This is a genomic window from Hymenobacter latericoloratus (genome assembly GCF_014199535.1).
In the GTDB taxonomy this organism is placed as follows: Bacteria; Bacteroidota; Bacteroidia; order Cytophagales; family Hymenobacteraceae; genus Hymenobacter; species Hymenobacter latericoloratus.
Window position 1 is genome coordinate 954,950 of sequence record NZ_JACHNV010000001.1, and the last position, 13,223, is coordinate 968,172.

Sequence of the window (13,223 nt, forward strand, 5' to 3'; positions counted from 1 at the left end):
GGTAGCAATTTCCTCTTCCATTCCTGCCGCTGCCCAAGGCAACGTGCTGGCTCCGGCCGCCCGCCGGACCGGACGCGCAGCGTCCGACCGGTTCGCTTCGTGCTGACACTCGGCTCGCCCACTTCGGCAGGGCTTTCCATTCCAACACCAACCAGCAAGTCGCTTCGGGGGTGCGGCGGCCGAGGGTTCCTACCCCCTGCCAGCAGGCAAAACCGGCCGGGCGGAGGCCAGCACGAAGCCAACCGTTCGGGCGGCAACCGGTCGGACGGACTCCGCCCGCCGGACCGGACGGGCCAGAATCTGCTAAAGCCGCCGGCTTCTGCCTAACTTGCCCCGGCCGCTCCGGCGGCTTTTTCTGGTTTTCGTTTGTGCCACCTTACCCGTGTTTCGCTTATGCGCTACGGCTCTATTTCGCCCGATCTGTTTGTTGAAAACCGCCGCCGCTTCACCCAGCAGCTGCCGCCCGCGTCCCTGGCCATCTTCCACTCCAACGACATCATGCCGACCAACGCCGACGGCACGATGCCCTTCCGCCAGAACAACGACCTGTTCTACCTATCCGGCGTGGATCAGGAGGAAAGCATCCTGGTGCTCTTCCCCGACGCCGTGCTGCCCCAGTACCGCGAAATCCTGTTTCTGAAGGAAACATCGGAGCATATTCTGGTCTGGGAGGGCTACAAGCTGACCAAGGAGCAGGCCCGGGAGCAAACCGGCGTGCGCACCATCCTGTGGCTCGACTCCTTCCAGACGGTGCTGCCCGCCCTCATGAACGAGGCCGAAAACGTGTTCCTGAACACCAACGAGCACATCCGCTCCGTGGTGGAGGTGGAAACCCGCGACGCCCGCTTTATTAAGTGGATCCGGGAGGCCTACCCCCTGCACCAGTACCGCCGCGCCGCCCCCATTCTGCACCATCTGCGCGCCATCAAGAGCGAGGAGGAAATCCGGCTGATGCGCCGCGCCTGCGACATCACCGAAAAAGCCTTCCGCCGCCTGCTGGGCTTCGTGCGGCCGGGCGTGATGGAGTACGAAATCGAGGCCGAAATCTTCCACGAGTTTCTGCGCAACGCCTCCCGCGGCCCGGCCTACGGTTCCATCATTGCCAGCGGGGCCAACGCCTGCATCCTGCACTACGTGAGCAACGACCGGCCCTGCCAGGACGGCGACGTGCTGCTACTGGACTTCGGGGCCGAGTACGCCAACTACGCCGCCGACCTCTCGCGCTCCATCCCCGTCAGCGGCAAATTCACGAAGCGCCAGCGCGACGTGTACGAGGCCGTGCTGCGCGTTATGAAATTTGCTACCTCCCGGCTGGTGGCTGGCGGTAACATTGAAGAATACCACGCCGCCGTGGGCCGCCAGATGGAGCAGGAGCTCATTAAGCTGGATTTGCTCAATGAGTCCGACGTAAAAAACCAGGACCCCGCCGCTCCGCTTTACAAGAAGTATTTCATGCACGGCACCAGCCACTACCTCGGCCTCGATGTGCACGACGTAGGCGCCAAGTACCGCGTGTTCGAGCCGGGGATGGTGTACACCTGCGAGCCGGGCATCTATATCCGAGAGGAAGGCCTTGGTATCCGGCTGGAAAATGATATTCTCATCACCAAATCCGGCAATGAGGACCTGATGAAAAACATCCCGCTGGAAGCCGCCGATATTGAGCGCCTGATGCAGCGCTAGCCCCCGCCACAGACGCCGGTAAGTAGAATGTAGTACCCGAAGGAAGACGCTTCAGCGAAGAAGCGTCTTCTTTTTTTACAGTTTATTTTATTGACCTTATCCTAGAAAAAGTTTTCCTGTTGAGCTGCAAGTACAATAGTGCCTCATATCATCCTGCTCGAATATAATTAACTGAATATGTAGGTCTTGAACCAAGAAAAATACGTCCGAAAATGGCTTTTCACTAGTGCTGGGGCAACTTTATTAGCCAAGGGTAGGTATAGGCGGATAGTTCGGATGCATCTGATCTGAACGGTGGCGGCTTCCGCCTGTGCAATTCTTCCACCTAATTTCGCCCCCATGAGACATCTTTTAACAACATCTACGGCCCTGGGTCTGACGCTTCTGGCGGCAGCCCCGAAGGCCCAGGCCCAGACTGCCGACCGCCGGACGGCTATTGGCCTCAATGTGAGTGCCATGCAGTACAAAGGCAACTTCGGCTCCGACTACTGGAAGTGGAGCGAAAACAAGTACGCACCCGGCATTACCATCAGCCGTTACCTCTCCAGCGGCCTCGATCTGCAGCTGAGTGGCAACTACGTGGAGCTCAAGAAGAATGCGCCGGCGGGTGCCCCCTACTTTGGCAGCAACTTCGCTACCAACGTGGTAAACGTAAACCTGGGCCTGAAGCTGAAGCTCAATAACGGCTGGGCCCTGAAGGAAGATGCCTTCATTCAGCCCTACCTGCTGGCGGCGCCGGGCCTGACGTACACCAGCCGCGAAGGCACCATTTTCCGCAACAACCAAAGCATCAACACCGACCAGGATAAGAGCTACTTCGATTTGTTCGGGGCCGCTGGTATCAACTTCCGGTTGGGCGAGGGGGTAGGCTTGTTTGTGCAAACCGGCCAGCATATTCCGCTGAACGCCAACCTCGACGGCGACCCCGCCCGCGACGACAACAAGTGGGACGACAAGTTCCTGCAGCATACCGTGGGCCTGAACTTTGCCCTGGGTAAAGCCAAGGATACCGACAACGACGGCGTTTCGGACCGCAAAGACAAGTGCCCCGACACGCCCGCTGGCGTATCAGTGGACGAAAACGGCTGCCCGCTCGATGGCGACAAAGACGGCGTGCCAGATTACCAGGATCAGTGCCCGACGGAAGCCGGTACGGCCGCCATGCAAGGCTGCCCCGACCGTGACAACGACGGTGTGGCGGATAAAGACGACCAGTGCCCCGACCAGGCTGGCCTGCCCGCCCTGCGCGGCTGCCCCGATGCCGACGGTGACGGCGTAGCGGACCAGAACGACAAGTGCCCCGGCACGCCGGCTGGTACCCAAGTAGATGCCAACGGCTGCCCGCTGGTAGTGGACGCCGACGGTGACGGTGTTCCGGACAACGCCGATAAGTGCCCCGATACGCCCCGCGGTGCCCGCGTAGATGCCAACGGCTGCCCCATGGAAATTGATCCGGGCGTGCGTAAGCTGGAGCAACCCATCCGCTTCGAAACCAACAGCACCGTGATTAAGCGCACCTCGTACGGCACGCTCGATAAGATGGTGAAAGCCCTCAACGACCACCCCGAGTACAGCCTGCGCGTTATCGGCCACGCCGACTCACGCGGCACCGACGAGTACAACCAGGCCCTGTCCGAACGTCGGGCCGGCTCGGTGAAGCGCTACTTCACCGGCAAGCAGGTTGATCCGGCTCGCATCGTGACGGAAGGCCGCGGCGAATCGGAGCCCGCCGCTCCGAACACCTCGTCGAAAAATATGTCGCAAAACCGTCGGGTAGAGTTCAAGTTTGAATTCTTCATCCCGAATGCTCCCCAGCCGTAAGGCGCGGTAGCCCCCGAAAAAGCGGCGCGCCATGTGGTGCGCCGCTTTTTTTGTGCCACTGCCCGCCAGCAGGGCGGGCAGTGGCGCCCGGTTGCCGGAACGGTTGTCCCGGGGCTTCGTAGAAACCCGAAAATTCCTCCTTATTTCAACCCTTATGAAACTTCGTCACTTCTCCTTTCTGCTCGCTTTTGCCCTGCTGGTGCTGGCGGGCTGCCGCGCCAGTGGGCCCGGCTCGCCGGCGCGCACCGTTGCCGAGTTCTTCAACAAATACGAAAACCGTCCGGGCTTTAAGGCAACCGACTGGAGTGCCGGCCTGACTACCCGCTTCCTGCTGGGCCGCATTGCCAAAATCGGGGGCGACAACGACATCAGTCAGGCCCTGACTTCTATTCGCAGTGCCAAAATCATCACCTTCGCACCTACCACCGGCAGCGCCCGCAACCTGGTTACGGAGGGTCTGGACAAGGAGGTAGAGGGCCTGCTGGCCAACGAGCGGTACACGCCGCTGCCTATTTCCGCCTCCGCCGATAACCCCAACCAGCTGCGCTACTCGGTGCGGGAGCAGGGCGGTCGGGTTACGGAGTTTGTAGCGGTGGGCAAGCAGGACGCCGCCGACTCGTTTGTGCTGGTGTCGGTGGCCGGCAATTTCACCCGCGAGCAGGTTAGCCAGCTCTCCAAAGTGCTGCCCAACGTAATAAGCCAGACGGGTAACTAGCATACGCCGGAAGAGCCCACCTGAGGCGCTTCGGGCCGCCCCATTCTTTGCTGGCTGCAGCCCGACGCCCAGGTATAGCAAAGACAGAAAAGGCTACCCCGCTCATGTGGGGTAGCCTTTTCTGTGAAGTGCTGGTGAACCAGTTACCGAAACTCTATCACATTAACAAAAAACACCTCCCGGCTTTGGCCCTTCTCGGGGTTGACGTGCTGATAGCCCGACGCCAGAAAGCGGCTGCCGTACCAGGCCGTCAGGTGCTCCTGCTGCGTGTTAACCGTCTTTTCCGAAACGCCCGACGTGTTGGTTTGCACTTTTACTTGCCAGTCGTTGGGGGCGGGGGCCGCCTGATCTACTAGCTTGTAGTACAGGTTATCATCTTTCAGGTAAGCCATAACCAGCCGCCGGCCATCGGCGAGGGGCCGCACCCGCACCGTTTCGCGCAGGGAAAACTGTTCAACCTCCTGCATCAAAAAGGAGTTGTCCCAGAGCAGATTGCCCTGCCGGTCGAAGCCGCAGATCAGGGCGTGGGTGGTGCGGTAGCCATCGTTGCGGCGGCTGCCCAGGGGGCTGTAGGCGCGCGAAAAAGCCCCCATACCGGGATAACCGTAGTTGTAGAGGCTCCCGAAGTTGCTGTAGGTACTGCTGTAGTTGTAGCGCGGGTAATACACCTCGGCCACCAGCACGTAGCCGTTGGGGGTGGGGAGCATGTCGTGCATGAGCAGGCGGTAGCGGTGGCGGTACTGGCGGTCGGTGGCCTTCAGCCGCTCACTGCGCTGGCGCATACGCGCTACCCGGGCCGGCTTCATGAAGTCGAAAAAGTGCTTCAGGTTCAGAAAGTCGTAGTAGCGCAGGGAGCGGCGCTGGCCGGTGGGGGTTACGCCCGCGTTCAAATCGGCGGCAAACAGGCCCTGGGAATAGCGGGAGTCGCGCAGGGTGTAGGTGCCGGCCAGCAGGCGGGCGGCGCTGTCGCCGGGGCTGAGTTGAGCTTCCAGCAGGCCCCGCTCGCTGCCGGCCTGCACAAACTCGGAGTGCAGCAGTTGCCCGTTGTCGGAGAGCTGCTTGAGCTGCAGCCGCGACTTAAAGCCGTTGGTTTCGCTCAGAATCAGCTCGGCCCGTTTCGTAACGGAATCGGCCAGGAAGGTAAAGCTGGCGGGCAGGGGCTCGTACACGGAGGGCAGAAACCGGAACGTGGCTTCCTTCAAATCCAGCAGCAGCAGCGTCAGGTGCATGTCCACTTCCACGGTTACAAACAAGTTGCCGTCCAGGGCTTTCAGGTCGTGCACCTCGCGGGCCCGCTTGGTTTTGAACTCGCCGGCGCCCAACTCGCCCGTCCGGGTGTCGAAGGCCGCCACCCACAGGGTGCCTTCCGTAGTGCCCTGAAACAGAGCGTACACATCGGTGCCTTCCGCGCAGATCTGCCGGAACTCGTAGCCCCGCGGCACGGATAAGGGAACAATCTGGCCGGGCCGCAGGCGGGAGTCAAACTTCTGAAAGGTGTACTCCGTTTTGCCAGTCAGCACGGGGTCTTTTTCTACCAGTAGCACCACGCTGCTGTCTTCGGGCAGAGGTTGCACTAGCACGTCGCTGGTGTAGCGCTCCAGCGGAAGCTCCAGCCGATAGGGCTGCGCGGGCTCTACGGGGGGCTTGGGCGGTAGCTTCGAGTTCTGGGCCAGCCCTGCCGACACGCAAAGAAACAAGCTGAGCAACACGTACAAACGTTTCATAGCAAAGACCAGAAAAGATAGAAACTACAGGCTAAGTAAGATACAGCGAAAGCCGCGTAACACCTAGCCGACGCCGTACTGCGTACGGCATTTTTGCAGAAACAACGCAACGGAACCGCGCCTGAAAAAAACACTACCCCCACTGATGGCAGCGGGGGTAGCGGGTAGGTCAGAAACAGAGCCGCCGCTTAGCTGCCCAACTCTAACAGCACATCGAACTCTTCGGGTTTCAAGGGCATCACGGAAAGCCGCGACTGGCGTAGCAGCCCGATTTGGGTGAGGCGGGCGTCCTGCTTGATCTGGGCCAGGGACACGGGGCGGGAGAGGGGCTGGTGCGGCCGTAGGTGCACGGCTACCCAGTTGCTGCCCGGCTCGGCGGTAGCATCGGGGGCGGCGGGCGCGGCCACGGTGGCAATGCCCACTACCTGCTTGTCCGTGACGCTGTGGTAGTACAGCACAAGGTCGCCGGGCTGCATCTGCTGCAGAAAGTTGCGGGCCTGGAAGTTGCGGACGCCGGTCCAGTCGGTGCCGCCGTCGCGGGTGAAGTCGGCCCAGGAGTAGGCCGCGGGTTCGGATTTAACGAGCCAGTAATTCAAGTGGTGAAATAGTGAGAGGGTGATGAGGTGAATAGTGACAGGTAGCAGGAGTGGCGGCCGCCAACGGCGGCTATCCCGTGGCCCCTGGCGGCGGACTTCTGGCCGGAGGCCAGGCGTCTGCCCGCCGGCCAATGGGGCAAGTCTCCTGACTTGCGGCCGCCAACGGCGGCCAGCTCGCGCCCGAGTTCAGCCGCGCCGCTGGGGTAGCAGGGAAATGCGCTGCGAAGTTTCACTTCGCGCACTGCTCAAACAAGCATCCGGCTGTAATTGCCCTGGCGGCGCGGGCGGCCCCAACGCGAGCTGGCCGCCGTTGGCGGCCGCAAGTCGGGAGACTTGCCCCATTGGCCGGCGGGCAGACGCCTGGCCTCCGGCCAGAAGTCTGCCGCCAGGGGTTACTTCACTCATTCACTATTTTACCTCTTCCACCCAGCGCACCCTCAGCACGTCGTTTTCCAGGGACACAATTTCCAGCGTGTAGTCGGGGTCCTTTTTGTCGTCGAGGGTGATGCGCAAAGTGTGGTCGTTGGTGACCGTCCAGCGGCCTTTGCGGCCCTCAATGCCATCAGTGGGGGCAATATCGTACTGCGTGAACAGGCCGTTGTGGTCGAAGGCAAAGCCCGTGCGCCCCCGGGAGGGCGGGAAAGCGTAGGTATTGGGCCGGTACACCCGCACGTCGCCCTGGTCTTCTTCGTGCGCGTGCAGCCAAGTGCGCTCCAGCTGCTTTAGCTGACTGGCGGCGCGAGGGTCACTTTGGCAGGTAGCCGCCAGGAGCAATACGCTGAGGGAGCACAACAGGACGAACAGACGCATGGGTGTACGGTTTCAGGGAGGGTAAGAAGAAGTGGAAAGCGGAAGTACCCGTTTGTGTACGGCTTTCGTACCAAAGATGCCGTTGCTAGCCTGTTTTCCGTTCCCAAGGTAGTAAATAGGGGGCGGGGAATCCTGTTGGGGCCGCCCGCATCCGAAAGCCTTTCCTACAAGTTACCTTTGCCCGCCATGGACAACCGCGCCCTTATCCGAGCCTTCCGCCTCACCGCTCAGCTGCTGGAGCTGCACGAGGAAAATCCGTTTAAAATCCGGGCCTACGAGGGCACCGTCAATGCCCTGGAACAGCTGAGCGTGCCCGTGGCCGACATGGAGCGCCACGGCCTCCCCGACCGCACTGGCCTGAGCAAAACCGCCGCCGCCAAGGTGGCCGAAATGCTGGATACGGGCTCATTTGAGGAACTCACCCGCCTGCTCAGCATCACGCCGCCCGGCGTAATTGAGCTGCTCAGCATCAAAGGCATCGGGCCTAAGAAAATCCGGGCCCTGTGGAAGGAGCTGGGCATCGAGAGTCCCGAGCAGCTGCGCCAGGCCGCCGAAAACGACGAGGTGAGCAAGCTCAAAGGCTTCGGCAAGAAAACCCAGGACTCGATTCTGGCCGCCCTGGAGTTTACCAGCCAAAGTCAGGGCAAGCTGCTCTACCCTCAGGCCGAGGAGCTGGCCGAAGACCTGGCCCGCCGCGTGCGCGAAGTGGCTGGTGTGGAGCAGGCCGCCGTGGCCGGTGAGGTGCGCCGTCGCCTCGAAACCGTGGAAACCGTGCTGCTGGTAGTGGCCACCACCCAGCCCGCCCAGGTGCACGAGCTGCTCGATCAGCTGGAAGGCATTACGCCCGATGCCCGCCGCAGCGGCCCCTTCGCGTGGCGCGGCACGGCTACTACCTCCGGCGTGAAGGTGGAAATTATCCTGGCTACCCCCGCCAGCTTCACCAACCAGTTGCTGCTGCACTCCGCCGCCGAGCCTCACCTCAGCGGCGCTATTGCGGAGGATGCCCGACCGGGCCAGCCCGCTACCCTGCGCCAGTGGCTGAAGCGGGAGCGGTTTTCTACGGAGCAGGATCTGTACCAGCGCGCCGGCCTGCAGTACGTGGAGCCCGAGCTGCGCGAAGGCCTCGGCGAGCTGGCCCTGGCCCGCGAAAACAAGCTGCCTACCCTGCTCACCGACGCCGACCTGCGCGGTTCCCTGCACAACCACAGCACCTACTCCGACGGCAGCCATAGCCTGCGCGAAATGGCCACGTTCCTGCGCGACCAGGGCTACGAGTACCTTGGCATCTGCGACCATTCGCAGGCGGCGCACTACGCCAACGGCCTGCAGCCGGAGCGCGTGCGCCAGCAGCAGCGCGAAATTGATGAGCTGAATCAGGAGCTGGCGCCCTTCCGCATTTTCAAGGGCATCGAGTCGGATATTCTCTCGGATGGGTCCCTGGACTACACTCCCTCGGTGCTCGAAACCTTCGATTTCATTGTGGCCTCGGTGCACTCCAACCTGAAAATGGACGAGCGCAAAGCCACCGCCCGCGTGCTGCGCGCCATCGAAAACCCCTATACCACCATGCTGGGCCACCCCACGGGGCGCCTGTTGCTGCGCCGCGAAGGCTACCCCCTCGACCACAAGGCCGTAATTGATGCCTGCGCCCAGCATAAGGTCATCATCGAAATCAACGCCAACCCCTGGCGCCTCGACCTGGACTGGCGCTGGGTGCATTACGCGTTGGATAAGGGCGTGCAGCTCAGCATCAACCCCGATGCCCACCACACCAACGGCTACGCCGACATGCGCTACGGGGTACTGATGGGCCGCAAAGGTGGCCTAACCAAGGAAATGACCTTCAACACGAAGTCGGCGGAGGAAGTAGCCGCGTATTTCGCCCAGCGCAAAGCCGGCATCAAGGCCCCGCTGGAGTTCAAGGATTCACTGTTTGGATAAACAGTTGTCGGTTGTCAGTTGCCAGTTGCCAGCTAGCAAAATCGCACTGGCAACCGGCAACTGACAACTGACAACTCACGCATATGAAAATTCTGGTTCTGCGCTTTTCTTCCATCGGCGACATTGTGCTGACGACGCCCGTGGTGCGGTGCCTGAAGCTGCAGGTGCCGGGGGCGCAGGTGCATTTCGCAACCAAGTCCGCCTTCCGCAGCTTCCTGGAGCCCAATCCCTACATCGATAAGGTACACTGCCTCAGTGGCTCGCTGCAGGAGCTGGTGGCCGAGCTGCGGGCCGAAAAATTCGATTTCATTGTGGACCTGCACCACAACCTGCGCACCACGCTCATCAAGGCGCAGCTCGGGGTGAAGTCGGCCGCGTTTGACAAGCTGAACTGGCGTAAGTGGCTGCTGGTGCGCTTTAAGGTAAACACCCTACCCCGCGTGCACATCGTGGACCGGTACCTGGCGGCGGCCGCGCCCTTGGGCGTGAAAAACGATGGGCAAGGGCTGGACTACTTTATTCCGGCCCGGGATGAGGTAGCAGTGGGTGCCGTGCTACCCCCGGGATTTCAGCAAGGCTACGTGGCCTTTGCCATTGGCGCCCAGCACGCCACCAAGCGCCTGCCCGTGGAGCGCATCGTAGAGCTGTGCGGCCTGCTCCGGCAGCCCGTAGTGCTGCTCGGCGGCCCCGAAGATGAAAGCACCGGCCACATTATTGAGCTGGCCTTCGACAGCCAGACGGCAGCCTCGCCGCCCGCGCCCGGCCACATTCCGGCCAGTCCGTACTATTTTCCTACCCCCACCAACCCCGGGAAGGCACAAACGGTAATTTTCAATGCTTGCGGCAAGTTCAACCTGAATCAGTCGGCCTCGCTGGTGCGGCAGGCCCGCTTCGTGGTCAGCCACGATACCGGCCTGATGCACATTGCGGCGGCATTTCGGAAGGAAATATTCAGCGTGTGGGGCAACACCGTGCCGGAGTTTGGTATGTACCCCTACCGCACCGAGTTCCGGGTGCTGGAAGTGCCGGGACTGCCCTGCCGGCCGTGCTCTAAAATCGGCTACGAAAAGTGCCCGCAGGGTCACTTCCGCTGCATGCGCGACATCACCTTCAACCTCGACCTGCCACCTGCCCGCGACGGTCGGTAAAATTCAATTTCTTTGGGGAACACGGTGCATTGGCAAAGTACGGGCTCCATTTGCCAGCTGGTTTATCCCACAGAATCCTAACACTGTGCGGTCTTGTCCCTATCAGGACAGACTGACTGCTTTGCTTCCTTGCCAGCGAAAGGAGGTGAGAATTTCACGGCAAGTTTTCTGGTTCCAGGCGCGCAGCATCCAGCGTGGGAGGCTTTGCACTACAGCAGGGGGTAGGGCGAGCCCACAAAGTGAGGCCGATTATGTTACTGTCGGCGGCCCCGCGTCGTATGCTGTAGCCAGGCTATTCTTCCTTCTTGCTAATGCCAATCGAACCCCCCGCTACCCCGTCCGTTCTGGTAAAAGTCGGGCCTGAGGCCTTGCTGGCCGAAATTCAGGCCGGCCGCCACACCTACCTTATTGATGAGCCCGTGGCGGTTGGTGGCCAGGACCGCGGCCCCACCCCCTACGACCTGCTGCTCTCGGCCCTGGGCGCCTGCACGGCCATTACGCTGCGGCTCTACGCCACCCAGAAAAGTTGGCCCCTGGAAGGCATTGAAGTGCGCCTGCGCCACCAGCGCGTGCACCACCACGACTGCGAGAAATGCGAGCAGGCCGGCGAAATGCTGGAGGAAATCCAGAAGGAGCTGCGGCTGCTGGGCCCCCTCACGCCGGAGCAGCGCCAGCGTCTCCAGCTGATTTCCGAGAAGTGCCCCGTCCAGAAAACCCTCACCAGCGGCGCCCTACGCGTTGTAACCACCGTGGTGGGGTAGCAACTTGGCGTCCGTACGCTAATCATATCAGTAAACGCCTCTTTGTATGCCTCTATGCCAGCACTTACAAGCCATTGAAACTGTAGCTCCTGTACCGGCTAACCCAGTGGGTACTGAGTGTCTGGCCTTGGGTGATACCTGGGTGCATCTGCGCGTGCGCCAGGATTGCGGCCATGTTGGCTGCTGTGATTCCTCAAAAAACAAGCACGCTACCCATCACTTTCAGGCCACCCAGCACCCCGTGGTTATTTCTGCCGAACCCGGTGAACAATGGGCCTGGTGCTATATGGATAGTCAGATGGGAGGGTACTGATCAGATCAGTAAGACTAAAAAAGCCCGTCCAAATTGCTTTGGACGGGCTTTCTTTGAATCAGGGAGAACCGCTAGCCAATCTTGCTGAAGCCGCAGTAGCTGTGCAGCACTTCCGGCAGGTGAATGCCGTCTTCCTGCTGGTTGTTTTCGAGCAGGGCCGCCACAATGCGGGGCAGGGCCAGAGCCGAGCCATTGAGCGTGTGCAGCAGCTGGGTTTTGCCGTTTTCGGCGCGGTAGCGCAGCTTGAGGCGGTTGGCCTGGTAGGTTTCGAAGTTAGAACACGACGATACTTCCAGCCACCGGCCTTGCGCCGCCGACCATACTTCCAGGTCGTAAGTCAGGGCCGAGGTGAAGCCCATGTCGCCGCCGCAGAGGCGCAGTACGCGGTAGGGCAGCTGCAGCTTCTGGAGCAGGCCTTCAATGTGGGCCAGCATTTCCTCCAGCTGGGTGTAGCTCTGCTCGGGGTGGGCAATCTGCACGATTTCGACCTTATCGAACTGGTGCAGGCGGTTGAGGCCGCGCACATCGGCGCCCCAGGAACCTGCCTCGCGGCGGAAGCAGGGCGTGTAGCCGGCGTTGCGGATGGGCAGCTTCTCCGCAGCGACAATCTCGTCGCGGTAGAGGTTGGTAATCGGGACTTCCGCCGTTGGGATGAGGTAGAGGTTGTCCTGGGCATCGTGGTACATCTGGCCCTCCTTGTCGGGCAGCTGGCCCGTGCCGTAGCCCGAGGCCTCATTTACCAGCACCGGCGGCTGAATTTCGGTGTAGCCGGCGTCGCGGGCCTCATCCAGGAAAAAGTTGATGAGGGCGCGCTGCAGGCGGGCGCCCTGGTTTTTGTACACCGGGAAACCCGCCCCCGTAATCTTAATGCCCAGGTCGAAGTCAATGATGTCGTACTTCTTGATCAGCTCCCAATGGGGCTGGGCATTGGCGGGCAGGGTAGGCTGCCGGCCTACCTCGCGCACTACCTCGTTGTCCTGGGCTGAGCGGCCCTCGGGCACGCTGCTGTGGGGCAGGTTAGGCAGTTTGTAGAGGGTCTGCTGCAGCGCGTCTTCCACCTGGCTAAGCTCCTCGGCGTGGGCTTTGGTTTGCTGCTTTAGCTCGGCCGTGCGCAGCTTCAGGGTTTCGGCCCCGGCCTTGTCGCCGCTTTTCATCAGGGCCCCAATCTGGCGGGCCAGGTCGTTGGCCTCGGCCTGCCCCGAGTCGTGGGCCGTTTGCAAATCCTTGCGCCGCTGGTCGAGGGCCAGAATAGCCTGCACGTCAGCTTCGGCGGTTTTGTAATGTTTTTTGGCCAGGCCGGCCAGCACCGCATCGGTGTACTCTCTCAGGACAGAAACTTGCAGCATAACAGCAGAAAACGCAGAATGGAATAAGACAAAAGTAAACGGCTTATTTAATAGATGCGGAGCCGGCCGTAAAAATCAGGGCCCGCGGGCAGGGCGGCCGGCCGCTGACTCATCCCGAATCAGGGCCCGCGGGGAATGATAACTACCCCGGAAAAGTTAGAGAGTAATTACCTGGCTGGGTGTATCCTTTTGGGCCGAAGCTGCGTTATGAACCCGAGCAGCAAAATCTCTGCTGTAATTTGGCAGTTCCGGCACATTGCGTTAACATTGCAAGTAGTAGCCGGCGCTGGCTGCCGGACGCGTAGGGTTTCTTTTTCCCGCGTCTGGCCCGCAACATTATTCTGTGCCACCCGGCCCACCCACGG

Annotated in this window: 11 protein-coding genes; 7 read left to right on the forward strand and 4 right to left on the reverse strand. The window is 61.2% G+C overall.

All coding sequences use genetic code 11. The features are described 5' to 3' along the window. Positions 1–393 precede the first annotated feature (393 nt). The 3 genes from GGU46_RS04210 to GGU46_RS04220 all read left to right on the forward strand — a co-directional run bounded on the left by GGU46_RS04210 (position 394) and on the right by GGU46_RS04220 (position 4,219). Complete coding sequence (locus tag GGU46_RS04210) at positions 394–1,683, forward strand: aminopeptidase P N-terminal domain-containing protein (protein WP_183402280.1); 1,290 nt, start codon at positions 394–396, stop codon at positions 1,681–1,683. A 339-nt stretch (positions 1,684–2,022) separates the two neighbouring features. Next, positions 2,023–3,504 carry an OmpA family protein gene (locus tag GGU46_RS22420; RefSeq protein ID WP_183402281.1) on the forward strand — a complete coding sequence of 494 codons (1,482 nt, stop codon included), beginning with the start codon at positions 2,023–2,025 and terminating at the stop codon, positions 3,502–3,504. A 154-nt stretch (positions 3,505–3,658) separates the two neighbouring features. After that, the gene (locus GGU46_RS04220) at positions 3,659–4,219 is read left to right on the forward strand and encodes a DUF4252 domain-containing protein (protein ID WP_183402282.1); all 561 of its coding nucleotides are present in this window, start codon (positions 3,659–3,661) and stop codon (positions 4,217–4,219) included. A gap of 143 nt (positions 4,220–4,362) precedes the next feature. Here the strand turns inward: GGU46_RS04220 and GGU46_RS04225 are convergent, their stop codons facing one another. The 3 genes from GGU46_RS04225 to GGU46_RS04235 form a co-directional block, all read right to left on the reverse strand. Beyond that, positions 4,363–5,943 carry a hypothetical protein gene (locus GGU46_RS04225; RefSeq protein ID WP_183402283.1) on the reverse strand — a complete coding sequence of 527 codons (1,581 nt, stop codon included), beginning with the start codon at positions 5,941–5,943 and terminating at the stop codon, positions 4,363–4,365. A gap of 188 nt (positions 5,944–6,131) precedes the next feature. Further along, positions 6,132–6,539, reverse strand: coding sequence for an EVE domain-containing protein (locus GGU46_RS04230; RefSeq protein WP_183402284.1), 408 nt, complete (start codon positions 6,537–6,539; stop codon positions 6,132–6,134). A 408-nt stretch (positions 6,540–6,947) separates the two neighbouring features. After that, positions 6,948–7,349: a hypothetical protein gene (locus GGU46_RS04235; RefSeq protein WP_183402285.1), complete on the reverse strand. Its 402-nt coding sequence runs from the start codon at positions 7,347–7,349 to the stop codon at positions 6,948–6,950. A 186-nt stretch (positions 7,350–7,535) separates the two neighbouring features. On the opposite strand from GGU46_RS04235, the gene GGU46_RS04240 reads away from it, so the two are divergent. From GGU46_RS04240 to GGU46_RS04255, 4 genes are all read left to right on the forward strand, one after another. Continuing rightward, positions 7,536–9,290, forward strand: a complete 1,755-nt coding sequence (locus GGU46_RS04240) for a helix-hairpin-helix domain-containing protein (protein WP_183402286.1) — start codon at positions 7,536–7,538, stop codon at positions 9,288–9,290. A gap of 83 nt (positions 9,291–9,373) precedes the next feature. Beyond that, positions 9,374–10,438, forward strand: a complete 1,065-nt coding sequence (locus tag GGU46_RS04245; protein ID WP_183402287.1) for a glycosyltransferase family 9 protein — start codon at positions 9,374–9,376, stop codon at positions 10,436–10,438. A 311-nt stretch (positions 10,439–10,749) separates the two neighbouring features. Then, complete coding sequence (locus tag GGU46_RS04250) at positions 10,750–11,199, forward strand: OsmC family protein (protein WP_183402288.1); 450 nt, start codon at positions 10,750–10,752, stop codon at positions 11,197–11,199. Positions 11,200–11,245: 46 nt separating this feature from the next. Beyond that, positions 11,246–11,512 (forward strand): UBP-type zinc finger domain-containing protein, encoded by a 267-nt coding sequence (locus tag GGU46_RS04255; RefSeq protein WP_183402289.1) that lies wholly within the window; start codon positions 11,246–11,248, stop codon positions 11,510–11,512. A gap of 71 nt (positions 11,513–11,583) precedes the next feature. Here the strand turns inward: GGU46_RS04255 and serS are convergent, their stop codons facing one another. Further along, a complete protein-coding gene (gene serS, locus GGU46_RS04260) occupies positions 11,584–12,858 on the reverse strand; it encodes a serine--tRNA ligase (RefSeq protein ID WP_183402290.1) in 1,275 nt (424 codons plus the stop codon). Positions 12,859–13,223: the final 365 nt, after the last annotated feature.